Genomic DNA, 25,722 nt, shown 5'->3' with positions numbered 1-25,722 from the left:
GCCCCGCCCGCACTCTGGCCCGCGCCGGAACATCGCAGTAGCGTCCAACCATGTCCGAGCAGCGCGAACATGCCGCCGAGGCCGAGCGGCTCCTGCGAAAAGTCCTGGAGTACCCCGACGACCGCGAGGAGTTGCTTCTCGCCGCCGCCGCGCAGTGGATCCTCGCCGAACGACCGGCCGAGGCCCTGCCGATCTACGACGAACTCCTGACCCCCGCCTCGGACCCCCCTCCGGACCCCGTCTCGGACCCCGCCCTCGTCCAGGCGCTCAAGGTCGCCGCCCTGTGGGACACAGGCGACGAGCGGCGGGCCCGCGAACTCGCGGTGACCGTACGCGTGCAGGCCCCGGCGAGCCTGCCGCCGTGGCAGATCATCGGAGAGACCTTCGAGGTCCACGACGACCTGCCGGCCGCCGCCGCGTGGCTCGAGGACGCCACCGACCACTTCCTCACCCCCGACGAGGTCACCTACGAGGCCCGCAGGATCCTCATCACCCGGCACCGCGTCCGCCGGCTCCTCGGCGAGGCCCACGACGACCGGGACCACCTCGCCGACTACGTCCACAGCGCCCCGGTCCCCCTCGACGAGCTGCACGACCCCAAGCGCCTGTGGTCGCTGGGGTCCGACGACCCGGCCGAGGTCCGCCGCGAGATCGAGCGGCTCCGCACCGAGCTCGCCGACCACCGGGCCGCCCTCTCCCGCCCCTTCCCACTGGCCGTCCTGTACTGGCCGGAGGCCGAACTCGTCGCGCTGCTCACCCGGTACCCGGTCTTCGCCGCGGACTACGGCGGCTACCCCGAGCACCTGCGCAGCGTCGAGCAGGCCCTCCACGCCCTCTCCGCGACCGGCGTCCCGCACCTCGGGGTCGTCACCGCGACCCTCCCCACCTACGAGGCCTACGCCCGGACCCAGTCCCTCCCGCCGGCCACCCCGTCCCTCCCCGCGGCCTACGCCACCTCCCTGGCCGCCCGCGGCCACGCCACCCCCTGGCCCCCGCCCCGCACATCCCCCTGCTGGTGCGGCGCCCCAGCCCCGTACGCGGAACACTGCGGCAGGCCGGGCTACCCGTAGAAACGGAGGCGGCGTGAACGCCCGGGCCCCGGGTCATCGCCGAAGACCTCACACAGCGGGCTCGCGGGCATCGGTACCGCGTAAATGCTTCCGTGCCGGGGATGTCGCGCCGAACTGGCAGGCCCCCCGAGCATGCCCCCAGAGAATGACCAGCGACCTGCAAAGGAGCGTACGGACAGCGGCGGACAATCACTCGGTCTGCACCGCGCAGGCCATCGGGGCTTTGCCACAGAGACCGTTCGCATGCCCATCGGCTCTGGCAGGAGAGGCTTCTGGATCCGCGCCGAAGGATCCGTTCGCTCGGCTCATCCCGTTGTCGCGGGCCACGCCGATTGACGGATCCGAGCCGTCTCCCTACCCTCCGAGTAGCGTGCTCTCCGGCTGCATTGTGACCAAACCAGGCAGAAGACAAGGTGCCATGTCCCAGAACTGGACTCCCCCTGAGGGCTCATGGGCCTCTTCGGAAGTTCGGCGTCGGAATATGCAGGCAATCAGAAGCCGCGACACAAAGCCCGAGAAGGCTATTCGGCACTTGGTGCACGCACGTGGACTTCGATACCGTGTGAGCACAAGGCCGTTGAGCAATCTGCGCAGGACTGCGGACTTGGTATTCCGTCCCGCACGCGTAGCCGTTTTCGTCGATGGTTGTTACTGGCACGGATGCCCGGAGCATTACGTACCACCGAGGACGAACTCTGGGTACTGGTCCAGCAAAGTGGCAGGCAACATAGCCCGCGACCGCGACACCGACCGGCAGCTCACCGACGCCGAATGGACCGTGCTCCGCTTCTGGGAGCACGAATCCTCAGCGGTATGCGCCGACAAGATTATTGCGACGGTCATTGCGCGGAGAATTGACCTCGGCAAAGGCTGAGTCTGGAATCTCTGACTGGATGAATCCAGAATCTCCAGTGCCCAGCCCTTCATCCTCCATCACAAGACCCTTGAGCAGAGCAGAGCTCCGCTCCGGGATCAAGATCGAGGCAACTGCCCGGCCGATAGCCTCGGCGACCGGAGGCGGAAAAGCGTTCCCCACCTGCCTGTACTGCGCGGTTTTACCGCCTTGAAAATTCCAGGATGGAGGAAAACCCTGAATAATAGCCGCCTGCTCAACCGTTAGCATCGGTCCGTTCGGCCGGAATAGATCACGGTCCTTGTCGCACAGGTCAGGGTCGTTAGCGATTCCCATACCATCCACGCCGAGCAGACCCCATGCCTTCTTAGCCCGCGTCGGCCCGAGGTCAGCTCCGCCGTGCTTTCTGGATCCACCCACCAGCGTCGGAGCCACACCGCCGCTGTCGCTCCGCTTGGCAGCTTCCGCCTGTTTCAGCCAGTCGAGGAAGACTTTTCTGCCCCGGGCGCCGTGAGGTTCGCATCGCCGCCACATGGTTTCACGCAATGCATCAGCGACACTGACGACTGCACCTTTCTTCCGCGCCGGCCACACGAACTTCCTGTCGCCTAGAATATCCCTGTGAATAGCCACCAGGATAGCCCTTGGCCGCAACTGCGGAACACCATAATCCCGGGCCTCAAGAATTCTCCACGTTCTGGAAAGGCCTGGGCCTTCCTCGGCGACATCATAGCCGAGATCCCACAGCTCATCAAGAATTTTCTTGCGGTAGGAGGCGAATGTTTCTCGTGGCGCGAGGATTCCCCTGACGTTCTCGATAAGCACGGCCTTCGGGCGCAGCGTATCAACAAGCTTAAGCATTTCAGGAAAAAGATCGCGCTCATCATTTTCGCCAAGCTGCCGCCCCGCCAGCGAGAAGGGCGGGCACGGGACGCCACCAGCAAGCAAGTCAAGTTCCCCGGGCGGGAGTCCCAGCTCAGCAAATGTATCGGAATTACGAAACTTCCTGACATCAGCAGGAACAAGTTTGTCTGCTTTGGCCTTTCCCCAGCCAGGCCAGTTCTTGACATTTTCCCGGAGTGTCGCGACTGCATGAGTGTCATACTCAACGAGCGCCAGGTGCCGGTAACCGGCCTTGTGCAGCCCAACAGCCTGGCCTCCCGCCCCTGCGCAGATCTCGACCGAAGTCAGCTGCCGGCCATCTCGGCTGCTGGCACCCATCGGCACTCCTCCTGGTTTGACGCGAGACATTTTGCTCAAGTGTCCCAGAGAGAGCAGGGCGTTGCTGTCTCTTGCCTCAGGAGTCTCGCAGCCGTGCCAGATGCTGGCCAGGCCGGGGTGCCGGAGCCAGTGCCTGACGGCGAGAAACCTAGTTCCGGAGGTGACGAAGCAGTGCTGCGATGTCAGTGGAGTCCAGGCCAGCGGCCACGGCGGGTTCCTCCTGAAGATCGGCGAGCTGCTGTACGGCGGGGTCGTCAAGGATCTTGCCCATGAAATCGACCTTCTTGTCCAGCCGGACCTGCACCACTTCATCGATCGTCCCGCGGACAGCGAGCACGGTGACCCTGGTGTCCGTGCCAGGATCGAGTCCAAGGCGGTGGATGCGATCGAGGCTCTGCAGGAAGCGGCCCGCCATGAAGTCCCGGTCCACGTACACAGCGTCATGGCAGACTTGGTGGAGGCTGATGCCTTCACCCAGCGTTGCCGGGTTGGAAACCAACACCATGCAGTTCGGATCCTCGCGGAAGCGTCTGAGCTGTTCGTCCCGGTCAGGGGTTCCGCCGTACACAACTGCGGGCTGATACTTGTCCAGCAAGCGGGCAAGCGTGGTCAGACTGCGGACAAATGTAGTCCAGACAAGAGTCTTGCGGCCCTGTTCCGCATTGGCAGCGACGATCACCGCGGCTTCCTTGTACTTCGGCGACAGTTCATAGTCGGGAAGTTTCTGCATCAGGGCATACAGCGAGCCGGATTCCGGAACCTCAAGCGGTGGTAGCTGGTAGGCCAGAGGTTCGTAACGGTCGGCTCCCTCCAGCAGCAGAGCCGGGCTCGTCGCTGCCATCAGCAACCGCAGCGCGCTTTTGCCCAGCGAACTCAGATCATCGCGCGCGGCTCCGGTGCTCAGACCGCCGACGAGTGAATCGTAGATTTCACGGTGCAGATCGGGCATATCGACATAGCGCATACGTAGATACATGGGTGGCAGGCCGAGCTCTTGCTTCGTCGTCCGGGTGAACAGTGGGCGCAGAACAGTACTGGCATGAGCCAGGTCCCCGCCGGCCACTGCCTGCACGACGGATCTCTGACCCTGGCCTGGCCAGACGAAGCCCAGCAGGTTTTCCAGGTCTTTGGTCCCATTGGGAGCTGGTGTCCCCGTAAGAATCAGCCGCCGCCGGGCAAGCGGACCGAGGGCCATGCAGGCCGCCCCGTACGTCCCTCGCGCCCCGAGCTTCATCCGGTGCGCTTCGTCCAGGATGATCATCGAGGAGTCCGCCTTCAGCCAGCCCGCGAGCACGGCGAGCGAACGGTCCAGACGCTCATAGTTAACAATCAGAACTTCCGCCCACGGATCCAGCCGCCGGTCGAGGAAGCCCGTGCGCAGCGGATAGCTGAAGCACACGGCGGTTTCAAACTGCCATGATTCGTAAGCCGATTTGGGACAGACAACCAGTAGCCTGCTGACTTTCCCCCGTGCTTTCTCTGCGGCATACACCGCAAGTGCCGCGCGTGTTTTTCCAGCGCCAGGGACGCTGAAGTTGGCTCCGTGCTGCAAAGACAGCAGCTTCGCGATATCGCGTCGCTGGAATCCGCCGAGGTCTGCCTCCCAGCGCTCCCCTAGCAGACCGAGCACCTCGTCAGGAGTGACCTCTCCTGGCTGATCGGGCGCGCCAAGCCGCTTCTTCACCACCTCGGCGTCCTGCAGGATACCGAGGACCAGATCCCTGAGTTCCGTTGCCCATTCCACGCCAGCGTGGTGAGGCCAGGTTCCTATCGCGTCCAGACTGGCAAGCAGATCATCAAGCTCTACCGATACCGCCAGCGGGGCCAGCTGGCCGCCCGTGCGGAAGCGGGCGGCCAGGCGGACGAGATCCTCCCGGTGTTTCTCGACGGTCCTGAGAACGACCTTGGTACGCGTCTCATCGAAATCGAGATGCAGAGAGGTTTCGGCAGCGATTGCCGTCATCAAGAGCCTTCCGCAGTAGTCAGCAGCCAGGACACGCCGTCGCCCGGATGCGGCATACCGCGTCCGGCCTGCTGGGCGAGCTTCCGCAGGCTCTGCCGCAGCTTCAGCAGCGCCTCATCGAAAGCCTCCTCATCCAGGCTTCTCGTCGAGCGGGCCTGGACGAGATCAACCAGGCACTGATCGATGTCTGCGCAAGCGTCCGCGAGCCGCGCCGGGGCCAGTTGCTGACGCTTGCGCACACGTGCGTCACGGCCGGCATCGTCGATCGCCCTGTCGAACGACTTTCGTGCGTCACTGAGGAGGTCCTGCGAGGGATGCTGCCCGCCGTCTAGCAGGTCCGGCTCTTTGCTGCCCACGGCAGCCTTGGCCCGCAGGATCTGATCGCTGAGCGCACGGGCAGCAGCAACAGCAGATGAAGGACCCGGCATCGATGCGCCGAGTCCCGGCACAGATACAGCCTTCAGCTCTGTGCCGGCATCGCTGTCCTTCAGACTCGCCGCCAGCGTCCCCTCCAGGTAGTTTTTGGCCAGGAAACTCTCATCAATGTGCCGGACATCTGTCTTTGCAAACCCCAAGAGAATTGCGGACAGACGCATCTCCTTGAGAACCTCCGCCTGGTCACGGTCAGTCGCCGCAATTTTCACATAAAGGCGGTGCAGTTCCTTGAACTTCTCCTGATCGTCTTCGAAATCAACCAGCCGCAGCGCGACGGACCCCCCGCTCTTACTGCGGTCGATCAGATCCCGGATCGTGCCAAGGATCCATCGTTCCTGGTGATACGTAGCCGTCCGGATCCTGAAATCCTTGGCGATAGCCTCAGGCGTCCTGCCCAGCGATGCCTGCTCCTCCATGGCCAGCAGCCGGTTGATGTAGGAGTAGTCCCGTCTGTGGTCCTTCCTCAGCTGCAGCGACAGCTCGACCGCGTTGATGTCTGCCCAGGTGAATGACTCCGGCAGCACCCCCACCCGCATCGACTGAGCGCCGATCTCCCGCAGGGCGGCGGCTCGTGTGTTGCCGTTGACGAGCACGCCGTAGTGGGTGACCAGCCCCGGGTCATTCTGGCCGAACTGGTCCAGGCTCTCCTTGAGTTTGTCGAAGTCCGGGTCTCTGCGATCTGGGTTCGCCGGCTCGGCCTGCAGCAGATACTTCAGGTAACTCTGGCTCTCAGCACTCCACGAATCCCTGTCAAGGGCCGCCTCACGGACAGGATCGTGGCTGCGCTGCGCACGGACTCGATGGGTGCCGGGATTGAAGTAGAGGCCCTCAAGGGGAAGATCGATCACCTCGACGGTCACCCGCTGCTCGCTCCAGTCAACCGTCACCGTCTCCCGCGTGCCGCCCGACGTCTTCACCTCTTCCAGTCTCTTGCTGATCAGTTCACTGAACTCAGCCGCACGCGGTGGCGGCGGAAACTCTCTCAACATCTCCATGCCCTTCCTCTCTTACGTGTACATACCGGTCACGGCTCGAGCCATGGACGCCCGCGACTCCTCGGGGAGCGTGCGGAAGATCCCCCATAGTTTCTCCAGCGCACTCGTCGTCCGGAGATCGGCTTCGATCCAGCCCGCCAGAATCTTCCGCTCTATCGGAGCGAGCGTCTCCACCCTGCCGATCAGCGCACCGAGGTCGACGGTCCTGTCGCCGCTGCCAGCCCCGCACCGCTTGCACTCGGTGACGAACTGAACCTCAGCCGTCCCATCAGGCTGCAGTACCTTCCGGCGGGCAACATTCAGCTTGGACAGTTCAATATCATCACCGTAGGACTCGCCCACACCGATGCCGCAGGTCCGGCAGAGATAGTTGTCGGCCTGCCAGACCTTGTGCCGCTGAGCGGAGGTAAGGCTGCCCTTGCTCTTGGCGACCTTCGCCTGGCCGGGAATCCATACCTTTGCGCCCTCGCTGACATACCGCTGTTCCATCTGCTTCAGCGCGGGGTCATCCCGGTTGGTATCGATCCGCCAGCCGTAGTCCCGGAGTTCACGTACCCGCCGGTCGATCTGCGCAACGTCGGGAAAGGCCTTGCGCAGCTGAGCCTTGGTGAAGACCTGCCCCTCCCCTACCACTGTGGCCAGCCAGAGGGCAGCCCGTGCCTTGCCCCCGGCCTTCGGGTCCTGCCACGACGGCAGATTCGTTGCCTCCATTGCGCGTCCCTCGCACTTCGTCAGATTCACCGTGTTCCACCGGCCCCATGCAGCTCAGCGGCTGTCTCTTCGCAATAGTGGCCCGGTCCGCACCGGAAGATGGCAGAAAAATCATCTTGCGCCGGCGTTGGCAAGACGCTCTGCGCGCACAATTGACCTGAGTGAACGGAACTTGGAGGAGATCAGGGCATGCCGCCACGGGGACATGTGGGCAGAAAGATCGACAGCAGCCTTCCTCCGGGGCGGCGGGCACTAGCGGAAGCGCTCGTCACCCTCTACCGGCAGCTCGCGCAGCCCACGACGCTCAGGGAGGTGGCTGTCGGCCTCCCCGCGGACGAGAGCACCATCTCGCGGTACCTCAATGGTGGCCGCCGACCGCCACAGACCTTCATTGACCTGCTCCACAGCAAGGCGAGCGAGGACGCGGGGGCCGACCACGTCGCGATCTCCCTAGAAAACCTGCGCAAACTCCACCACGAGGCAGAGCGTTCTCGCTGCCCCACCTGTGCCACGTTACGTCGCACGATCGACGCTCAAGGCAAGCAGCTGCGCGACCTGCAGGCCGGCTTGCGTGCGGGCATCGCCAGCGCGTCCCTCTCACGAGCCGCACCGCTGCCGGTCCCCCGGCAGCAGGGGGACCGGCAGCGGAGTGCGCTTGAGGCCGTTGCCGCGCAGCAGCTGGCCGCACTGGTCATCAGGCTCCACACCCGAGGAGCAGCTGCGGAAGTAGCGGAACTTCTGAGAGACGCCCCCGGGGTGCTCACACCCGCAGAAAGCGCGGCAGCGCTCGCACTCCTGCATGAACGCGAGCAGCACGCACTCGCAGATGCCCTGGTCTCGATCTACGGCCGGGACCGATCACCAGATGAGGTGCTGCGCTTCGCCTCGGCGCTCCATGAGATGGGTCTGGCAGCCGATGCTGGTGCTCTGCTCCGGGTAGCGGTCGGCTGATGGGCCGGTACCTGGGTCACGCCTATTTCTCCGTTCAGGCCCTCGCAGCCTCGAAGTGTGACTTGGCGCGGTTGAGGATGTCGTCAGCGTCAGCACCGAAGGGCGCAAGCCACCAGAGGAGGTTGGCGATGAGGACGGATACCGTTTCCTTCGTGGCCGATGCGGCACCCGCGAGCGCTGACCCGGCCTCCTCGCCGTCAGCGCAGGAGGAAAAGTCCGAAATGCTGCGTCTGCACTGATGCCCAGAGCCTGCCCCGGAAAGGGCCAGTTGGCAGTGCACGACCTTGCCGCTTGCGGTGACCCCCGCGAACCAGCTGTCTGTGAGGGCCGCGATCAGGGCCAGGCCACGGCCCCCTTCGTCATCCGCGCCCGCTAGCCGGCATGCGGGGAGCTCCGCACTCGTGTCGTGCATCTCGATCTGGAGTACCCCGTCGCGAGTCTCCAGGCAGAGGGCGGCCGGGCTGCCTTCGCCAACGTGTTTGATGACGTTTGTGGCAAGTTCGGTGACGACGAGTTCCGCCTGCTCAGCGAGGCCCGAGGTCCCCCACAGGCGCAGCTGGTTCTGCATGACCAGACGCAGGCCCGCAACCTCTCTCGGCTCGGCATCAAACGGAACCACGCATCGTTGCCGGGGAGCCACGCCCCGGGAGTCACGGGATTGGTACATGAGAGCCGCCCCTCCGCTGCTGTTCGGCGAGTTGAGTCGACGGGCGCGTCCGGTTGTGACCCGCGGCTCGTCACGCTGAGTATGGCGCCGATTGGCACATCGTGAAACTTCTCATGGAGAAACCCCACGAATTGGCTACGCCAGGCCATGATGAGCTGCACATCAGCACCAGGAAGGCGGGCAGCAGGAATGAACACCGGGCCGACCACGCGGCGGCGCCAACTCGGGGCGACACTCCTCAGCATGCGGAACCGCAAGGGTCTGACTCTGGAGGAGGCCGGAAGGCTCGTCGGAGTGTCCAAAGCAACGGTGAGTCGCTACGAGACCAAGGAAGGACCGGTCAAATGGCTGGTCGTTGACGCACTCTGCCGCGAATACGGAGCCTCCGAGGCTGAGCGGAAGGCGATGGTCAGCCTGGCCAAGGACGCCAAGCTGCAGGGCTGGTGGCACTCGATCTCGGACGCCGTTCCCGAGGGCATGAACCTCCTCCTGACACTGGAAGAAGAGGCTCTCGGGGAGGATCACTATGCCGGGGTTTACGTACCCGGGCTTCTCCAGACCCGCCGCTACGCCACCGCCGTGCACCACGCCTCCGAGATGCGGGAGTCCCCCGAGTCCGTCAAGCGCATGGTGGACATCCGCATGAAGCGTCAGGAGATTCTGACCCGGCCGGCTCCGCCGCATATCTGGGCTGTGCTCGATGAGGCCGTAGTCAGGCGGGTCGTCGGGAGCCCCGAGGTCATGAGGGAGCAACTGGACCGGCTTGTTCTTTGCGCCGGATCTCCGCACATCACCTTGCAGCTCCTGCCCTTCTCCTCCGGGGCTCACGCTGCCGCGCTTGGCAGCTTCGCCCTGATCCGCGGAGCCGATCCAACGCTCGATGTCGTCTACACCGATGTCCTTACCGGTGCCCTCTTCCAGGAGAAGCCAGCAGAGTTGGAGCGGTATAGGTTGGCGATTGACTACCTCCGCGCCCAGGCGCTGGACATCTCGGCCACGGCTGCGGAGCTCAAGCGGATTCGCAAGGAGCTTTGATGGCCTCTCAGGTCCACGGCTTGGCCGGCACGGCTTGGTTCAAGTCCTCTTACAGCGGCGGCAGCGGTACAGAGTGCGTCGAGGCCACCTTCCTGGATGACGGCGGCGCCGCCGTAAGGGACTCCAAGGATCCCGACGGGCCGGTGCTTCGCTTCTCCGCCGGCGCCTGGATGCAGTTCATACGGTCGGTGCGCGAGGGCGTCGTGGCGTAGGGGTTGAACAGCCCGTCGTGGGAACGCCCGTTCGTTGGGTGGGCAACGGTGTGCGCTGCGGGAGTACGGGGCTCGATGGTGGCCGAGGCGGCCGTGACGGGGGCGCGGGTGCGGGGGCACAGGGTGCGGCGGAAACTGCCGGTCTGGATGGAGTGACCGTTGCTGGCCGGGGTGGCACTGGGGTTGGCGCTGGGGATCAAGACGTTCTTCGTTCAGGCGTTCTCGATTCCCTCGGGCTCCCGGGCTTTCGTGGTCGCCTGGCCGGTGAACCGCTGGGCGACGCTACTGGTGCCGGGCACGTTCGAACGGCCGGGCGCTCTGGGGGCTGTCACCACCCCACCGCTGGCGTTCCGGTTGCGGCGGCGCCATGTGGCCAAGGCCGTAGGCCGCATCGATCACCCGTAGGGGTGAACGGGGATTTGGATGCTGGGAGTTGGCGCTACAGTGCGTGACATCACATACGTACATATGTGACCCCGGCGGTGCTACCAACACCCCGGGGTCCGGCACCAGGAGACAGACCTCCCCATGCAGATTCATCGTAGCGCGCACCGTCGCGCTTACACGGTCATCGACAACGCGGCGCTTCAGGACAATCGGCTGTCGTTCGCCGCGCGCGGCGTCCTCGGGTACCTGCTCTCCCGCTTCGACGGCGAGCGGATCGACGTGCGGAAGCTGGCCGCGTTGTGCAGGACGGGGCGGCAGCAGATCGCCAACGCGCTCGACGAGCTGAAGAAGTGCGGGTACTACGTCGTCGAGCGGGTGCAGGATCCGGAGACCGGGCGCGTCACGACGCGGACGGCCGTCTACGAGAAGCCCCAGGATCAGGCGAAGCCGCAGGTCCCTCCGACGGCCAGGAAGCCGGATGCCGGGGATCCGGGAGATACCCCTTCGGGGGAAAGTACGGGGGATGAAGTACCTCCCTCCCCGGAGGCCCCAACGGCCCCCGCCGAGGTCGCGGACGCGGACGGTGCGCTGCTCCGGCGCATTGCGCGGATCGAGCCGCGGCTGACGGTCGGGGTGGGGGAGGCAGGGCCGTTGCTGCCGTTGTTCGCGCAGTGGCGGGCGCGTGGGGTACCGGACAGGGCGCTGGCGCAGATGCTGACAGCTGGGCTGCCGAAGCAGGTGTTCGCACCCGCCGCGTTCCTGGCAGCGCGGTTGGTCCGGAAGCTGCTGCCGGAGGTGCGAACGGCCGAGCCCGGGCGTGGGCGTCGCGAGTGCGATGAGTGCGGACGTCCGCCGGCGGCCGGCTCGGGCCGGTGCCCGTCGTGTGCACCACAGGAGCGGAAACGCGCGACGGAGGGCCCGGCGCCCTCCGTCGCGCGGGACGGACGGGCGCGGGTGCGGGCCGCGCTGTCCGCGGCGATGGCTTGACGCAGGCTCAACCCGCGGGTGACGTGTGATGGGCGAACCGCGCGGTCAGCGGACCCGTACCCCGGCGGGCGGGCCCGCCCGGAAGCCGTCGGCGAGGACGGCGACGAGCGCTCCGGTGAAGAGGGCCGGGTTGGTACGGACACTCTTCGGGCTCACGCTGCACACGCGCACACCGTGCCGTTCCATCCGCAGCCGCCGCTCGACGGTCCGCTGCCAGTCGGCCTCCTGGAAGTGACACTCCTTGGAGTCGATCTCCAACGCGACCCCCGCCTCCGGCCAGTAGGCGTCCGGGCGGGCGATGAACCGGCCGGAGTCGGTGAGCAGGTCGCGGTTCCACAGCGGGTCCGGGATCCCGGCGGCACGGACCGCCGCGCGGGCCTGCCCCTCGGCAACGGAACGCACCCCGGCCAGCAGCTCCTCGGCCACTCCCGTGAGCTCCGGACTGCGTGAGCGATGCCCGGCGGTCAGCTCTTCGAGCAGATCGTCCGGCCGGCAGAACCCCCGCTGGACGACCGAAGCCAGCAGCGCGCGCAGCCCGGTGGCCGTGCCGGTCCAGTACGCGGCAGCGTCGGCGGCGGCACGCGGAGCGCGTACGGAGGGGATGCCCTCGACATAGGTGCCGCCCGGCCAGCGCCGGGTGCGGACGATCCGTACGTACGAGGCACCCGCGATCCGGCGGGTGTTCTCGACCAGGACGGACACCGATCCGTCCCGCGCCCCCATCTCCGGCACCGCGGCACGGATCCCGTGGAGGGCGAGGGCCGCGCGGCCGGTGAGCAGGGCGGTCGGCGGGCGGCGGTTCTCGTCGCCCCGTGCCGAGGCGTACAGAACCGCGGCCAGCAGTCGTTGGTGCGGGTCGGCTGCTCCGGTCTGGAGAAGGTAGACGTGCGGAAGGATCCGCTGCCACGGGCCACCGTCGCGGGTGCGCTTGGACGCGGTGGCCCCGGATACGCCCACCGTAGCCAGTTGGCGCAGGGTGGCGAGGTTACGCTGACGGCCGGCGAGGGCGCGGAGGGCGACTGCGTCGCAGGAGCTGGGATTCGGCATGCCGGCGGCGTACCCCGAGGCAACGTTTCCCCTGCGCCCGGTGCTCCGCCTGCAGCGCAATGGTGACCATTTCGCGGAGTTTCCCCGTCCGTCATGGACCCCTTTGCTCCACGGCCACCTACGACGGCGCCGGGGATGACAACTACGATGCAACCTCACGCCACATGAAGTGCGGGCGGGCAAGCGGAGGATGGGGGCGGTCGGTCGTGGGCTGGTACGTGTGGGCCATCGCGTGGGTCGTCCTGTCGGGCGGCGGCTGGTGGGGCAATCGGTTCCGGCACGCCATGCGCACCCGGCACGAGCGGAAGGTCGAACTGATCTCCGCGGAGGGCGAGAAGCAGCGGGCGCTGCAGGCGTCGAACCGGCCGCCGGAGGCGGTCTGCGGCTGCACGCACCATCTGGCCAAGCACGACAGGCAGGGCAAGTGCCACGAGGTGGTGCAGGCGCCGACCGCGTGGGACGCCGAGAAGAAGCCCGCCTCGTACGAGGCACGGCCGTGCAACTGCCAGCAGTACATCGGTCCGCGGCCGCTGGAGACGCTCTACGCCGAGGACATCGTCGACCTGTCGTAGCGGGATCCGGCGGAGCCGGGACGGTCGGGGACATGCCGGCGGCCCCGGTGCGGGGGGGGTCACCGGGGCCGTCGGGTTTCGCGGGTGGTCTGTGGCGGTCGTTCGTCAGACCTCGACGCCGTGGGACTGGAGCCACGGCATCGGGTCGATCGGGTCGCCCGCTCCGGGGCGGACCTCGATGTGGAGGTGCGGCCCGGTGACGTTGCCGGTGGCGCCGACCCGGCCGATGGTCTCGCCCGTGCCGACCTTCCCGGAGGTCCGCACCATGGTGGAGAGGTGGCAGTACCAGATCTCGGTGCCGTCATCGAGCGTCAGGATGACGCGGTAGCCGTACGAGCCCGCCCAGGCGGCCGAGGTGATGGTGCCGCTGTGGATCGCGGACACCGGTGTGCCGGTGGGGGCCGCGAAGTCCTGGCCGGTGTGGGTGTTGGCCCACAGGGAGCTGGACTGCCCGAAGCTCGCGGTGAGCGAGTACGAGGCGACCGGCTTGGTGTACGAGGCCGCGAGTACCGCGAGGCGTTCGGCCTCGGCCTTCTCGGCGGCGGCCTCCGCGGCCTTCTTCTTCGCGGCGAGCTCCGCCTTCGCCGCCGCGGCGGCGTCGCGCACCTTCTGCGCAGCGGCCTCCTTGGCGGCCGTCGCCGCCGCCTCGCCGGCGGCGGCGTCGCGCACCACCCGCGCCGCCGCGTCACGCTCCTGGGCCACGTGGTCGAGGATGCGGGTGCGCAGTGCCTCGCCCGCCTCCGCCGACCATGAGGGGAGGGTGGTGGCGGCGGTCCGGGCGTTCGAACTTCCGGGCGCGGACGCCGTGGACGGCGACGCGTCGTCCGAGCCGACGAGGGCGTTGATCCCCGGCATTTCGGAGAGCTCCGGGGCGTCCGGCAGATCGGGGAGGTCCGGAAGCGAGATCGGCACCGGCGATTTGTCGGCGGCCGCCGCCATTCCGCCCGCGCTCATCGCGGCCACGGCCGCGACACTCAATACGGTCGAACCACGGGCTATGGAACGCTGCTTGGGAAGCCGGTGCTTGCCCCGGTCCACGGCAACGGACTCCGCGGTGGGGTTCCATTCGCCCCATTCCCCGGCTTCTGGAGCCTCGGGTGAGGGGGCGTAGGCAGGCTGGTTCGACGCCACGGGTGGCGCTCTCCTTTCCTTCCTTCTCGCCTACCGGGTTAGCTGACGGGTTCGGAGCAGGAAGGTCTCCTACGGGCCAAAGCGCAGCCCGATTCACCCCAATTAGTGGGTCCCCGGTTCCCGCGGACGGGATTCGGCAAGCGCACGGTGCCGCCTCTTCGGCGGCAGTGACGACCGCGCTGCGTTATCGAACGTTAATAGAGCCGGGGGTCTTTTCCAAGCCGAAAGGGGTAGTTGCCGGAGGTGATTAATGGGGCGGACCGGACGCAATCGGGCGAAGGAGGATGATCGGAGTGATCCGACAGTGATGTGAGCGTGCGTCAGTTGTTATGCGAATGGGATGGCTCCACTACAGAACGTGAGGAAGCCCCGGCCGGAGGAGTCCGGCCGGGGCTTCACGTCACGCGAGGAGGGCCGGCCCCGAGGCCGGCCCTCGGGGGCTCAGCCCTGGAGGTTCCGGCGGCGGCGCAGGCCGACGAAGGCCAGCGCCGCGCCGAGGGCGACCAGGACGCCCGCACCGGCGGCGAGGGTGCCGTTGCTCCCGTTCGCACCGGTGTGGGCGAGGGACCCCTTGGTGTTGACCGGCGCGTCCGTGGTGGCGGACGCCGTCGGCACGGGGCTGCTCGTGGTCGACGACGCCGACGGGGTCGGCTTGGCGGACGGGGTGCTGGACGGCGTACCGGCCGGAGTGGTGGCCGGGCCCCCGGGGAGGACGGTGAGGTTCCTCGTGACCGAGGTGATGATGCTGGTGTTGCCGCTGCTCAGAGCCGTCTTGGCGCCCAGGTTGAGGACCGTGGCCGTCGTGGGCTCCTTACCCTCGGGCACCGTGAACTTGAGCTTGTAGTGGTACGTCTGGTCCCCGGCGAAACCGGCGGGGATGTCCGGGAGCAGCCACGTGTTGACGCGGTCGGGGGCGGCGACCTCGACCCAGCGGCCGGAGAGCCACACGAACAGGTTCAGCTCCTGGCGGCGGCCGCCGAACGCCGTGAGCTCGGTGCGCAGGGCCTTGTCGTAGTGGCCGCCGCCGTTCTGGTTGTCGACGTCGAGCGAGAAGACCGCCGGCTTCGCGGCCGACACCTGGGTGTCTCCGCCGAACCGGTCCGTGATCGTGCCGATCCGGATCGCGGGACTGGCCTGGAAGGTGATGGCGGGGACGGGGTGCGAGGGGCTGTTCTCGGAACTGCCGGTGTCGAAGGTCAGGGTGAGGTTGCCGTCGTTGGAGGGGAAGTTCGCGTTCAGCCCGACGGTGACCTTCCAGGTGTAGGTGGCCTTGGCCGGGATCGAGAAGCGGCTGAACTTCTCGCCGTGCGGGCGCAGGGTCAGGACGACCGACGGCCCCTGGCTCCCCACCGCGACGTCGGTGGCGGGCGCCGTGACCGGCACGACCGCGAGCTTCACCTCGGAGCCGTCGAGCGGGCTGCCGCCGACGGGGATGCCCAGGATGTTCGGGCTGAAGTCGAGGGCCTTGTCATTGTTGTTCGTCGCGCTGACGGTGTCGGACTCGGTCGCCCCGCCCCGGACGAGCGGGCCGCTGGGCGACGGGGCGCTGAACGCGATGCCGAGCGGCTTGTCTGCCGGTGCGTCGGCGTGCGCGGCGGCCGGCAGGAGCGCCGTGCCGCAGACGGCGGCGGCCACGGTGACGGCGGCGACGAGACGTGGACGGCGCGACAGTGTGCGAGCAGACATGGTGATCCCCCCAGGGAACAGGAACGTGATGTGTGGAGCTGGATTCTGCGCCCCCCGCGGCTTCCCGTTCAGCGTTCCTGTTCGGTTCCTGCGGCTTGCGATGGGGAGATCTTCACACGCGGCCGGTCGCCGGAGTATGCGGGAAGCGTCACCTCCGTGTAACAGCGGAAACCAACGTCCCCGGACGTGGCCGCGCGGCCGCCCGCGCCCCCTTCAGCGGTCTGGACCACTGCCAATTGGCTTGGCCCTTGGCAGAGTTGGCGCGCGGGCCGCACCATGGTCGGGCCGCACCCGATGGTCATGCACCCACGCCACCATGACGTCCCAGGGAGCCCCCATGGACCGCAAGCCCGGCAACCCGGCACCCTCCGGCGCCCCCGCCACCTCCCGACGCGCACTGCTGCGCGGCGGCCTCGCCCTCGGCGCCGTGGCGGCGGCCGGCCTCGCCAACTCGGTGCACGCCGACGCCGAGGCCAAGGCCGCGGCCGGGCCGGTGGACTACCCGTCGGCCGTCTGGTCGCCCGCGAGCACGAGCAACTACACGGCGTCGAACCGCACCACGAGCTATCCGATCGACCTCGTGGTCATCCACGTCACGCAGGAGAACTACGCCGACACCATCCGGCTCTTCCAGGACCCCACGCACGCGGCGAGCGCGCACTACGTCGTCAAGTCGTCGAACGGGGCGATCGCGCAGTGCGTCCGCGAGCACGACATCGCCTGGCAGGCGGGCAACTGGGGCTACAACACGCGCGGCATCGGCATCGAGCACGAGGGGTGGGTGGACCAGCCGGCGTACTTCACGACGGCGATGTACCACTCCTCCGCCGCCCTCACCGCCGCGATCTGCGACAAGTACGGCATTCCCAAGGACCGCGACCACATCATCGGCCACGTCCAGGTCCCCGGCACGGACCACACCGACCCCGGGCCCCACTGGGACTGGGTGCGGTACATCCGGCTCGTCAACGGCGTCTGACGCGGGAATCGCCAATCGACGTGGCACCCGATGAAATCCGCCGGCTCCGCACCGCCCGCTGTTACGAAATCGGAACACAGCGGAGACAGCTCCTGGACAGTAACTTATTCAGGAATTCCGGCTGCCTCCCGGAGACGGCCGCCCACTCATATCCGTGGCCCCTACCAGGGAATACGCCTAAACGTTTCCGCTGATTGCTCATCGCTCACGCGTGCGTCAACCTGCGAAAACCCACCCCCCACCCGGACCGCTCCCGCCCCACCCGCTACTCCGACGGGCCGCAAAGCGCTTTCGGAAATGAGCAATGCTGTGTCTTTTTCACCGCCTTCCGGATTCCTCTCCACAAACCCTGCCCTTTGCTACACGATGTGACACGGGCGGCCTCAAGACGGGGAGATCTGATGGTCGCGCCTATCCCACCGCAACCCAGTTCATTGGAATTAGGGAGGGCCGGGGGCGCCTCAGAGGGCTGCCCCGGCGCGCCCTCCCCGGGGAGGAATCCATGGGTCGAACAACCCGCCTTGCCACGGCGTGCACCGCCGCGGCGATGCTCAGCCTCACCTGGCCCGCGGCCGGAGTGAGTTCCGCGGCCACCGCCGCGGCCGTCACCCCCAGGATCGATCTGCGGGTGCTCGTCGTCGACGACGGCGGGCCGGCCACGCAGGCCATCGCCGCCGAACTCGACAGCGCGGGCACGCCGTACACCACGGTCGACCTGAACAGTGCCGCCCGGCCGCAGATCACCGCGGCCTATCTGAGCGACACGGTCGCCGGCAGGCCGCGCGCCAAGTTCCAGGCCGTCGTCCTGCCGAACGACAACCCGTTCGGCGCCGGATCCGCCGAGATGGCGGCACTCGCCGCGTACGAGACGGCCTTCGGCATCCCCCAGGTCGACGCGTACACCTACGCCCGGCCCGAGGTCGGGCTGAACTACGCGCAGGACCCCGGCTTTATCGGCTCGCTGGACGGGGTCACGGCCGCGGTGACGGCCACCGCCGGGCCCTTCGGCTACCTCAAGGGCAATGTGCCCTTCGAGGACAACTCGCCGACCGTCGGAGAGAGTTACGCGTTCCTCGCCACACCGCTCGCGACCCAGGCCGCCGGGTCGACGTTCACCAGTTACGTGGACGCCCCGATCCAGGGCAGCACCGCCCGCGGTTCGCTCGTCGGGCAGTACAGCCACGACGGCCGCCGCGAACTGGTCGTGACGTTCGTCTACAACCAGTACCAGCAGCAATTCCGGCTGCTCGCCCGCGGCATGGTCGAGTGGATGACCCAGGGCATCCACCTCGGCGCCGACCGGAACTACTTCGCCCTGCACATGGACGACGTGTTCCTCGGCGACGACCGCTGGAACACCACGCTCAACTGCACACCCGGTGACGTGGACTGCGCCGTCGGCACCGACCAGTCCGACCCGGACCCCATCCGGATGACGCCCGCGGACGCCGTCTACCTCAAGCAGTGGTCGGCGGCGAACGGCTTCACACCGGACCTGATGTACAACGGCGGCGGCAGCGAGGACTACAAGGCCGAGCACGGCGGGGCCGACCCGCTCGCGGCGCAGCTCCTCGCCGACCGGAGCGCGTACCGCTGGGTCAACCACACCTACACCCACCCGTACCTCGGCTGCGTCCAGGACGTCTCCGTGGTGCCGTGGAAGTGCTCGACCACCACCACCGGCGCCACCGTGTGGACCAGCAAGGCGGACATCACCGCGCAGATCAAGGACAACACGACCTGGGCCACGCAGCACGGCCTCACCGTCAACAAGCAGGAGCTGCTCACCGGGGAGCACTCCGGCCTGAAGATCCTGCCGCAGCAGCCCGTCGACAACCCGAACCTCGCCACGTCGCTGACCGCTACCGGTGTCACGGTGCTGGGCAGCGACAACTCGCGCGACCCGCAGCAGCGCAAGGTCGGGCCGGCGCTGACGGTGCCGCGCTTCCCGATGAACGTCTTCTACAACGCGGGCCGGGCGAACGAGGAGGTCGACGAGTACAACTGGATCTACACCAGCGCGGCCGACGGCGGCAGCGGCATCTGCGAGGGCTCCGCGACGTCCACCTGCCTGCCCGCACCGCTGGACACGGCGACCGGCTACGCCTCGTACATCGTGCCGCTGGAGGCGCGGACGGACCTGGCGCACGTGCTGTCCAACAACCCGCGCCCGCACTACGTCCACCAGTCGAACTTCGCCGAGGACCGGATCGCCTATCCGGTCATGGAGAAGATCCTCGGCGACTACAAGGACCTGTACGCCACCAGCACGCCCATCGTGAACCTCAAGATGGCCGAGATCTCCGCCGAGCTGGCCAAGCGCGCCGCCTGGGACACGGCGGTCAAGGCCAGCAAGGTCACCGCCTACCGGATCGGTGACACCGTCACCGTCACCGCGCCGGGCGGCCTGCAGACCACCGCGAGCATGCCCGTCGGCACCCGGCAGGCGCAGCTCGTCGGCACCACCGCCTTCGGTGCGGGCTACGCGGGACAGCTCTCCGGCTGGGTCGCCCCGGGAGCGCTGCAGAGCTCGGTGACGCTCAAGCTCACCGCCGCCGCCACACCCGCCGCCGTCACCGCGACGCCGGCCGCCGCCGCCCAGAGCGCTCAGACCGCCAAGGCGACGGACTCGGCCCAGGTACTGCCCGTACCGACGGGCGCGACCGAGCCGGTTCCGTACGGCCCCGGTGACACCGCCAAGAAGAAGCAGCACCGCAACACCCGGTCAGCACGCCGGTAGTCGGCCCGGCGGCGGCTTCGCACCGCGGCCGAGCGGCACCCGCACCAGGGGCACGACCGAGCACCCACCGATACAGAGGCGCTGGAGCCGCCGGCCCACAGCCGGCGCTCCAGCGCCCACCAGCGCCGCGAAGGACCGTACGCGGCGCATTCACCGACGGACCCGTGGGGGGACCGATTCGCCATGCAGACCCAGGTGACCTTGCTGACCGAAGGCACATACCCGCACAGCCACGGCGGCGTGAGCGTTTGGTGCGACCAACTCGTCCGGGGAATGCCGGACTTCGACTTCCGCCTGATAGCCGTGACCGGCACCGGGCGGGACACACTCGCCTGGGATCTTCCGGGCAACGTAAGGGACTTCACCGAGATACCCCTGTGGGGCCACCAGCCGGCGGGCCGCGCGCCCCGCGGCCGCCAGTCGCAGGTGTTCCGGGCCGGCTACGAACGCTTCCTGCTGTCGCTGCTCGACCCGGCCGCCGAAGCGGAGTTCGCCCCCCAGCTGTACGCGCTGGCCGCACTGGCCCGCGAAGGGTCGCTCTCCGCGGCGCTGCGCTCCGAGGACGCCCTGCGCGTCCTGACCCACGTCTGGAACCGGCCGCATGTCGCCGCCGCGGCGGCCCGCCCCACCCTGCACGACGCCCTCACCGCGACCGACCTGCTGGAACACGCGCTGCGTCCACTCTGCGCCGTGCCCGAGCCGGGAAGTATCACGCACGCCGTCAGCGGGGGTCTCGCGACCCTCCCGGGGCTGGTGGCGCACCACGAGCACGGCACGCCGTTCCTCCTCACCGAGCACGGCGTGTACCTGCGCGAGCGGTACCTCGGCTACCGGACGGGCCCGTACGGCTGGCCCGTCAAGGCGCTCATGCTCGGCTTCTACCGGCTGCTCGCGGAGGAGTCGTACCGCCGCGCCGCGCTCGTCACCCCGGGCAGCCGCTACAACCGGCGCTGGGAGGAACGCGGCGGCACCGCGCCCGACCGGATCCGCACCGTGTACAACGGCGTCGACCCCCACGCCTTCCCGATGGCCGGCCCGGAACCGGCCGTGCCCACCCTCAGCTGGGCCGGGCGGATCGACCCGATCAAGGACCTGGAGACGCTGATCCGCGCCTTCGCCCTCGTGCGGGCCGAGCTGCCGCAGGCGCTGCTGCGGCTCTTCGGCGGAACACCGAGGGGTGGCGAGGGGTACCGCGACCGGTGCGTCGCGCTGGCGGGCGAGCTGGGCGTCGGAGACGCGGTGACGTTCGAGGGGCGCGTCGAGGACATCCGCGACGCGTACGCGGCCGGGAACGTCGTGATGCTCTCCAGCATCAGCGAGGGCTTCCCGTTCACCCTCATCGAAGCCATGTCCTGCGCGCGCGCCACCGTCTCGACGGATGTCGGAGGCGTACGGGAGGCGGTCGGCGAGGCGGGGCTCGTGGTGCCGCCGCGCGATCCCGCCGCGATGGCGAAGGCCGCGCTCGCGCTGCTGCGCGACCCGGCGACCCGGGCGTCCATGGGATGGGACGCGCGGCTCCGGGTGATCGACCAGTTCACGCTGCGCCAGACCATCGAGACGTTCCGCGGCATCTACACCGAACTGTCGGCCCGGCAGCCGTGGCTCGTCCTCACCCCCGTCGGGGTGGAGTGGCAGGCCCGCAGCCACCACGGTCCCGGTATCCAGGGTCCCGGCCTCCACGTTCAACCGGCCCTGGACTCCGCGGTCGACGACGACACCGTCACGGAGGCCGCCCAGTGAGCGGACCGCTGCGCCTCGTACCGCAGGACGGGGGCGCACTGCCCACGGTGCCGCGGCAGCGGCAGCGCCGCCGGCCCTCCTGGGCCGAGGACCCGCTGGAGGAGCTCGCCGAGCGCCTCGACGAGGTGTGCGCGGCCGCCGTGCACGCGGACGAGATCGCCGCCGTGCTGGAGTCCGACGGACTGACGCACGAGCTCATCGTGCAACGGTACGGACGGTCCGATCTCTTCGAGCTGGCCGAGGAGTTGCACGCGCGGGGCGCGGGCAGGCGCCGGCACCCCGCGCCGGAACCGGGCCCCGACCCGTGGCGCATCAACCCCTGGCAGTGCCTGCTGCGGGGAATCGTCTTCGGGCTGCCCGGACTGGCGTACGTCCTGGGCGGGACGCTCCTCGCGGGTCCGCCGGACGCCTTCGGGATGCCCGCGGGAACGGTGGCGCTGTCCGCCGCCGCGCTCGCCGGCTGGGCCTGGAACCAGGCACTGGCGCACCGCGCCTATCTGCGCCTGGGCTCCGACGGGCGGCGGGCCACCGCCCGCTGCCTGCTGCGGGGCGCGCCGGCGGGGGCGCTGCTCGCGTCGGCGATCGCGATCGGGTTCGCGTCGCGGGGCAGCGACGCCGCGTTCGCGGTGGGGCAGTCCGGCTATCTGGCGGCGGCGACCGCACTGCTGGTGCTGGGCCGGGAGCGGGATCTGCTGCTCGCGCTCGCCCCGACGACGGTGGGCGCCGCGCTGCTGCTGGTGTGGGACCTGCCTCCCGCGCTGCGGGCCGGTCTGGTCATCGCCACGCCGGTGGCGGCGTTGCTGCTCGCCGGCCGGCAGGTCCTGCGCGGGCTGCGCACGCCGCCCGAGACGGGCGCGCCCGCCCCCCCGCCGCTCACCGCCTCCGTTCCCTACGGGCTGTACGGGCTGGCCAGCGCGGTGCTGGTCCTCGTGCTGGCCCTGGGCGCGGGCGTCTCGGCGGTCGCGCTGACGCTGAGCATGGGCGCCGCCGAATGGCTGCTGTACCGCTTCCGCGGCCGTGGGGTCACCGCGCTGCGGCGCAGCGTCGACGCCGGGGGCTTCAGGACCCGGTCGGCCTCGGCGCTGCTGCGGTGCCTGGCCGGATACGTGATCGTCCTCGCGACGCTCGCGGCGGCCCTCACCGCGCTGCGGCTGGGCGCGCTGCTCACGCTCGGCGCGGTGCTGTGGCTCTCGCTGCTGCTCCAGGCGTTCGGCGCCGCCTGGCCCGCCGCGCTGGTCTGCGTGACCGCCGCCGTCATCGAAGTCGCCTTCCTCTGCTGGGAGTTCGGTGACCATCCGGTGGTTCAGGTGGTCTCCTGCGCGAGCGCGGCGGCCGTACTGATCGCCATCGCCTGCTCCCTGCTGGGCCGCGCCACTTCCCACCGCTGAGCTGCAAGAACCGTTCCCTTTCAAGAAACCGGAGCATTCGACATGACATTGGTAGCCGTCACGGGCGCCGAGGGCTTCATCGGCTCACACCTGGTGGAGGCGCTGGTCGCCTCTGGCCACCGGGTACGCGCGATGGCCCAGTACAACTCGTTCTCGTCCTTCGGCTGGCTGGAGACCGTGGACGCCGAGACGATGAGCCAGGTGGACGTGGTCCTGGGCGACGTCCGCGATCCGGGCTCCGTCCGGGAGCTGGTGGACGGTGCCGAGGCCGTGTACCACCTGGCCGCGCTGATCGCGATCCCGTACTCGTACCGGGCGCCGCACTCCTACGTGGACACCAACGTCACCGGCACGCTGAACGTGCTGGAGGCCGTCCGCCACCTGGAGATCCCGCGGCTGGTGCACACCTCCACCAGCGAGACGTACGGCACCGCGCAGACCGTACCGATCTCCGAGGACCACCCGATCAACACCCAGTCCCCGTACGCGGCTTCGAAGGCCGGCGGCGACCGGCTGGCGGACAGCTACTTCGCGAGTTTCGGCACGCCGGTGGTGACGCTGCGGCCGTTCAACACCTTCGGGCCGCGGCAGTCCATGCGGGCGGTGATCCCGACGGTGATCGGGCAGGTGGCCGCCGGGGAGCGGACCATCACGCTCGGCGATCTGCGGCCGACGCGCGACTTCACCTTCGCGCGGGACACCGCGCGCGCGTTCCTCGCGGTGGGGACCGCGCCCGCCGGGAGCGTCGTCGGGCGGACCTTCAACGCGGGGACGGGCGGGGAGATCTCCGTCGGCGACCTGGTGCAGCTCATCGGCAAGCTCATGGAGACCGACCTGGACGTCGTCGAGGACGAACAGCGCATCCGGCCCGCCGGTTCGGAGGTGATGCGGCTGGTCTGCGACGCCACCCGGTTGCGTGACGCGACCGGCTGGGCCCCCGACCACAGCCTGGAACAGGGCCTGGAACACACCATCGCGTTCTTCCGCGACCCGGCGAACCTCGCCCGCTACAAGACCGCGCTCTACAACATCTGACCCGTCGCCCACCAGCACACGACCTCTGGCCGTCAGGCCAGAAGGAGGCCCACCACATGCACGCAGTCATTCTGGCCGGAGGCAAGGGCGTCCGGCTGCTGCCGTACACGACCGCCCTGCCCAAACCGCTCGTGCCGATCGGCGACCAGCACGCGATCCTGGAGATCGTGATGCGGCAGCTGGCGAACGCCGGCTTCACCACGTGCACCATCGCCATCGGTCACCTGGGCCACATCATCCGCGCCTACGTCGGCAACGGATCGCAGTGGGGCATGCGCGTCGGCTACTCCACAGAGGACAGTCCGCTCGGCACGATGGGGCCGCTGCTCACCATGCTCGACCGGCTGCCCGAGCACTTCCTCGTGATGAACGGCGACATCCTCACCGACCTCGACTTCGGGGACGTGCTGCGGTACCACGAGACCACCGAGGGGCCGCTGACCATCGCCACCTACGACCGCCAGGTGAAGATCGACTTCGGGGTGCTGACCACGGACTCGGGCAACGTCGTGGCCTTCACCGAGAAGCCGAGCATCGACTACCGGGTCTCGATGGGCGTGTACGGCCTGTCCCGCTCCACGCTCCTCGACTACACACCGGGGCTGCCGCTCGGCTTCGACGAGCTGGTGATCGACCTGCTGAAGGCCGAAACTCCGCCGAGCGCGTACGACTTCGACGGCTACTGGCTCGACATCGGGCGCCCCGACGACTACGACCGCGCCAACGCCGAGTTCACCACCCACCGCGGCCTGCTGCTCAAGGGAGCGTGAGCCGACACCATGCGACGCGTCCTCTGCCTGGGTTCCACCGGATTCCTCGGCGCCCACGTCGCCGGGCAACTGCGCGCCCTCCCGGGCGTGCGGGTGCTTGGCGGCGGCCGGACCACCCCCGTACCCGCTTCCCGCGACCTGTCGTCGGGCGGCCCGCCCGTCGACAGCCTGCCGATCGACCTGGCCACCATCCCCGTCGAAGCGCTCACGGAGGTGCTGCGGGCGCTGGCCCCGCACGCCGTCGTCAACTGCGTGGGCGCGGTGGGCAGCAGCCCGCTGCGGCTCGCCGAGCTGAACACCCGAGGACCCGCCGTCCTCTGCGAGGCGCTGCGGCGGGCCGCGCCCGGCGCCCGTCTCGTCCACCTCGGCTCGGCCGGCGAGTACGGGGCCACGACCCTCGGCCGCCCGGTCGACGAGTCCGCGCCGACCCTGCCCCAGGGGGCATACGGGGCAACGAAGCTGGCCGGCACGCTCATCGTCTCCCAGTCGGCGCTGGACGCCACGGTGTTGCGGGTCTTCAACCCGATCGGCCCGGGGTCGCCGGAGGCGAGCCTCCCCGGGCGGCTCGCCGCCGAGCTGCGCCGCGCGCTCCCGGAGGGGGCGGACGGTGTGGTCCGCGTCGGCGACCTGTCCGCGTACCGCGACTACATCGACGTGCGCGACGTGGCGCGGGCCGTCGTCCTGGCCGCGATGGCCCCGGGGCCGCTGCCGCGGCTCCTGAACATCGCGGGCGGCGACGCCACGCCGGTGCGCGCGATCGCGGAGGGACTGGTCGTCGTGTCCGGCTTCCGCGGCCGGATCGAGGAGAGCGGGCCCGGATCGCACCGGTCGGCGTCGGTGTCCTGGCAGCGCGCGGACATCTCGGCGGCGGTCGCGGCCCTGGGCTGGCGTCCGCGCCTCACCCTCGCGCGGTCGCTCGCGGACCTGTGGAACGAGGGAGCACCGGCGCCCGCCACCGCACCGGACCCGGCCCCCGCACCTCCGGCCGCCCCGCCCCGGGCACCGGTCGGTGTCCCGGCCGCGCCATGACCGGCGGAGACCTCCTCGTCCCGCTCTATGTCCACCCGGCCATCGACCCCGGCGCCTGGCGGACGCTGGTGGGGGCCGCCGACCTGCTCTACGGCGTCGTGCTCAACGTCGCCGACGG

At 68.9% G+C, this 25,722-nt stretch carries 22 protein-coding genes, 1 pseudogene and 1 riboswitch; of the genes and pseudogenes, 15 read left to right on the top strand and 8 right to left on the bottom strand.

What is annotated here, in order from left to right; genetic code table 11:
- The first annotated feature begins 50 nt into the window (after positions 1-50).
- Both O3X23_RS37815 and O3X23_RS37810 read left to right on the top strand, forming a co-directional pair.
- Complete coding sequence (locus O3X23_RS37815; RefSeq protein WP_269277863.1) at positions 51-1,070, top strand: hypothetical protein; 1,020 nt, start codon at positions 51-53, stop codon at positions 1,068-1,070.
- 418 nt (positions 1,071-1,488) lie between these two features.
- Positions 1,489-1,944, top strand: a complete 456-nt coding sequence (locus O3X23_RS37810) for a very short patch repair endonuclease (RefSeq protein ID WP_269277860.1) — start codon at positions 1,489-1,491, stop codon at positions 1,942-1,944.
- Here O3X23_RS37810 and O3X23_RS37805 read toward each other — a convergent pair.
- The 4 genes from O3X23_RS37805 to O3X23_RS37790 form a co-directional block, all read right to left on the bottom strand.
- Positions 1,876-3,144 carry a DNA cytosine methyltransferase gene (locus tag O3X23_RS37805; RefSeq protein WP_269277857.1) on the bottom strand — a complete coding sequence of 423 codons (1,269 nt, stop codon included), beginning with the start codon at positions 3,142-3,144 and terminating at the stop codon, positions 1,876-1,878. The two genes, O3X23_RS37810 and O3X23_RS37805, sit on opposite strands and share 69 nt — an antisense overlap.
- A 148-nt stretch (positions 3,145-3,292) precedes the next feature.
- A complete protein-coding gene (locus O3X23_RS37800; RefSeq protein WP_269277854.1) occupies positions 3,293-5,107 on the bottom strand; it encodes a DEAD/DEAH box helicase in 1,815 nt (604 codons plus the stop codon).
- Positions 5,107-6,537 (bottom strand): hypothetical protein, encoded by a 1,431-nt coding sequence (locus O3X23_RS37795; protein WP_331284001.1) that lies wholly within the window; start codon positions 6,535-6,537, stop codon positions 5,107-5,109. Before O3X23_RS37795 ends, O3X23_RS37800 begins: the two co-directional genes overlap by 1 nt.
- A gap of 12 nt (positions 6,538-6,549) precedes the next feature.
- Positions 6,550-7,248 carry a hypothetical protein gene (locus tag O3X23_RS37790; RefSeq protein ID WP_269277850.1) on the bottom strand — a complete coding sequence of 233 codons (699 nt, stop codon included), beginning with the start codon at positions 7,246-7,248 and terminating at the stop codon, positions 6,550-6,552.
- A gap of 207 nt (positions 7,249-7,455) precedes the next feature.
- On the opposite strand from O3X23_RS37790, the gene O3X23_RS37785 reads away from it, so the two are divergent.
- A complete protein-coding gene (locus O3X23_RS37785; protein ID WP_269277845.1) occupies positions 7,456-8,199 on the top strand; it encodes a hypothetical protein in 744 nt (247 codons plus the stop codon).
- Between the two features lie 34 nt (positions 8,200-8,233).
- Here O3X23_RS37785 and O3X23_RS37780 read toward each other — a convergent pair whose 3' ends face one another.
- On the bottom strand, positions 8,234-8,866 hold the full coding sequence (locus O3X23_RS37780; protein WP_269277841.1) for an ATP-binding protein: 633 nt from the start codon (positions 8,864-8,866) through the stop codon (positions 8,234-8,236).
- A gap of 189 nt (positions 8,867-9,055) precedes the next feature.
- On the opposite strand from O3X23_RS37780, the gene O3X23_RS37775 reads away from it, so the two are divergent.
- The 4 genes and pseudogenes from O3X23_RS37775 to O3X23_RS37760 all read left to right on the top strand — a co-directional run bounded on the left by O3X23_RS37775 (position 9,056) and on the right by O3X23_RS37760 (position 11,487).
- Complete coding sequence (locus tag O3X23_RS37775) at positions 9,056-9,901, top strand: helix-turn-helix domain-containing protein (protein ID WP_269277839.1); 846 nt, start codon at positions 9,056-9,058, stop codon at positions 9,899-9,901.
- Complete coding sequence (locus O3X23_RS37770; RefSeq protein WP_269277836.1) at positions 9,901-10,113, top strand: DUF397 domain-containing protein; 213 nt, start codon at positions 9,901-9,903, stop codon at positions 10,111-10,113. The genes O3X23_RS37775 and O3X23_RS37770 overlap by 1 nt, the downstream gene beginning before the upstream one ends.
- 159 nt (positions 10,114-10,272) lie before the next feature.
- Positions 10,273-10,353: pseudogene (locus tag O3X23_RS44370) on the top strand (signal peptidase I); the annotation flags it as partial.
- A 288-nt stretch (positions 10,354-10,641) separates the two neighbouring features.
- Positions 10,642-11,487 (top strand): hypothetical protein, encoded by an 846-nt coding sequence (locus O3X23_RS37760; protein ID WP_269277830.1) that lies wholly within the window; start codon positions 10,642-10,644, stop codon positions 11,485-11,487.
- A gap of 45 nt (positions 11,488-11,532) precedes the next feature.
- Here O3X23_RS37760 and O3X23_RS37755 read toward each other — a convergent pair whose 3' ends face one another.
- A complete protein-coding gene (locus O3X23_RS37755) occupies positions 11,533-12,534 on the bottom strand; it encodes a hypothetical protein (RefSeq protein WP_269277827.1) in 1,002 nt (333 codons plus the stop codon).
- Between the two features lie 206 nt (positions 12,535-12,740).
- Between O3X23_RS37755 and O3X23_RS37750 the strand changes: the two genes are divergently transcribed.
- Positions 12,741-13,106, top strand: a complete 366-nt coding sequence (locus O3X23_RS37750; protein WP_443048100.1) for a hypothetical protein — start codon at positions 12,741-12,743, stop codon at positions 13,104-13,106.
- A 105-nt stretch (positions 13,107-13,211) separates the two neighbouring features.
- Here the strand turns inward: O3X23_RS37750 and O3X23_RS37745 are convergent, their stop codons facing one another.
- Complete coding sequence (locus O3X23_RS37745) at positions 13,212-14,237, bottom strand: M23 family metallopeptidase (protein ID WP_269277821.1); 1,026 nt, start codon at positions 14,235-14,237, stop codon at positions 13,212-13,214.
- A gap of 12 nt (positions 14,238-14,249) precedes the next feature.
- Positions 14,250-14,386: riboswitch (cyclic di-AMP (ydaO/yuaA leader) on the bottom strand.
- 292 nt (positions 14,387-14,678) lie between these two features.
- The gene (locus tag O3X23_RS37740; RefSeq protein WP_269277818.1) at positions 14,679-15,923 is read right to left on the bottom strand and encodes an LPXTG cell wall anchor domain-containing protein; all 1,245 of its coding nucleotides are present in this window, start codon (positions 15,921-15,923) and stop codon (positions 14,679-14,681) included.
- A 337-nt stretch (positions 15,924-16,260) separates the two neighbouring features.
- Between O3X23_RS37740 and O3X23_RS37735 the strand changes: the two genes are divergently transcribed.
- The 7 genes from O3X23_RS37735 to O3X23_RS37705 all read left to right on the top strand — a co-directional run bounded on the left by O3X23_RS37735 (position 16,261) and on the right by O3X23_RS37705 (position 25,604).
- Positions 16,261-16,902: an N-acetylmuramoyl-L-alanine amidase gene (locus tag O3X23_RS37735; protein WP_269277815.1), complete on the top strand. Its 642-nt coding sequence runs from the start codon at positions 16,261-16,263 to the stop codon at positions 16,900-16,902.
- Between the two features lie 502 nt (positions 16,903-17,404).
- Positions 17,405-19,642, top strand: a complete 2,238-nt coding sequence (locus O3X23_RS37730) for a hypothetical protein (RefSeq protein ID WP_269277813.1) — start codon at positions 17,405-17,407, stop codon at positions 19,640-19,642.
- Between the two features lie 183 nt (positions 19,643-19,825).
- A complete protein-coding gene (locus O3X23_RS37725) occupies positions 19,826-21,382 on the top strand; it encodes a DUF3492 domain-containing protein (protein ID WP_269277810.1) in 1,557 nt (518 codons plus the stop codon).
- A complete protein-coding gene (locus O3X23_RS37720; protein WP_269277808.1) occupies positions 21,379-22,770 on the top strand; it encodes a hypothetical protein in 1,392 nt (463 codons plus the stop codon). The genes O3X23_RS37725 and O3X23_RS37720 overlap by 4 nt, the downstream gene beginning before the upstream one ends.
- A 42-nt stretch (positions 22,771-22,812) precedes the next feature.
- The gene (locus tag O3X23_RS37715) at positions 22,813-23,805 is read left to right on the top strand and encodes an SDR family NAD(P)-dependent oxidoreductase (protein ID WP_269277805.1); all 993 of its coding nucleotides are present in this window, start codon (positions 22,813-22,815) and stop codon (positions 23,803-23,805) included.
- Between the two features lie 56 nt (positions 23,806-23,861).
- Positions 23,862-24,575 (top strand): nucleotidyltransferase family protein, encoded by a 714-nt coding sequence (locus tag O3X23_RS37710; RefSeq protein WP_269277802.1) that lies wholly within the window; start codon positions 23,862-23,864, stop codon positions 24,573-24,575.
- Positions 24,576-24,584: 9 nt separating this feature from the next.
- Positions 24,585-25,604, top strand: a complete 1,020-nt coding sequence (locus tag O3X23_RS37705; protein ID WP_269277799.1) for an NAD-dependent epimerase/dehydratase family protein — start codon at positions 24,585-24,587, stop codon at positions 25,602-25,604.
- Positions 25,605-25,722 lie beyond the last annotated feature (118 nt).

This window comes from Streptomyces sp. H39-S7, assembly GCF_027158205.1.
In the GTDB taxonomy this organism is placed as follows: Bacteria; Actinomycetota; Actinomycetes; order Streptomycetales; family Streptomycetaceae; genus Actinacidiphila.
Note: the sequence above shows the minus strand (reverse complement) of the source record. Positions and strands in the feature narration are given on the sequence as shown.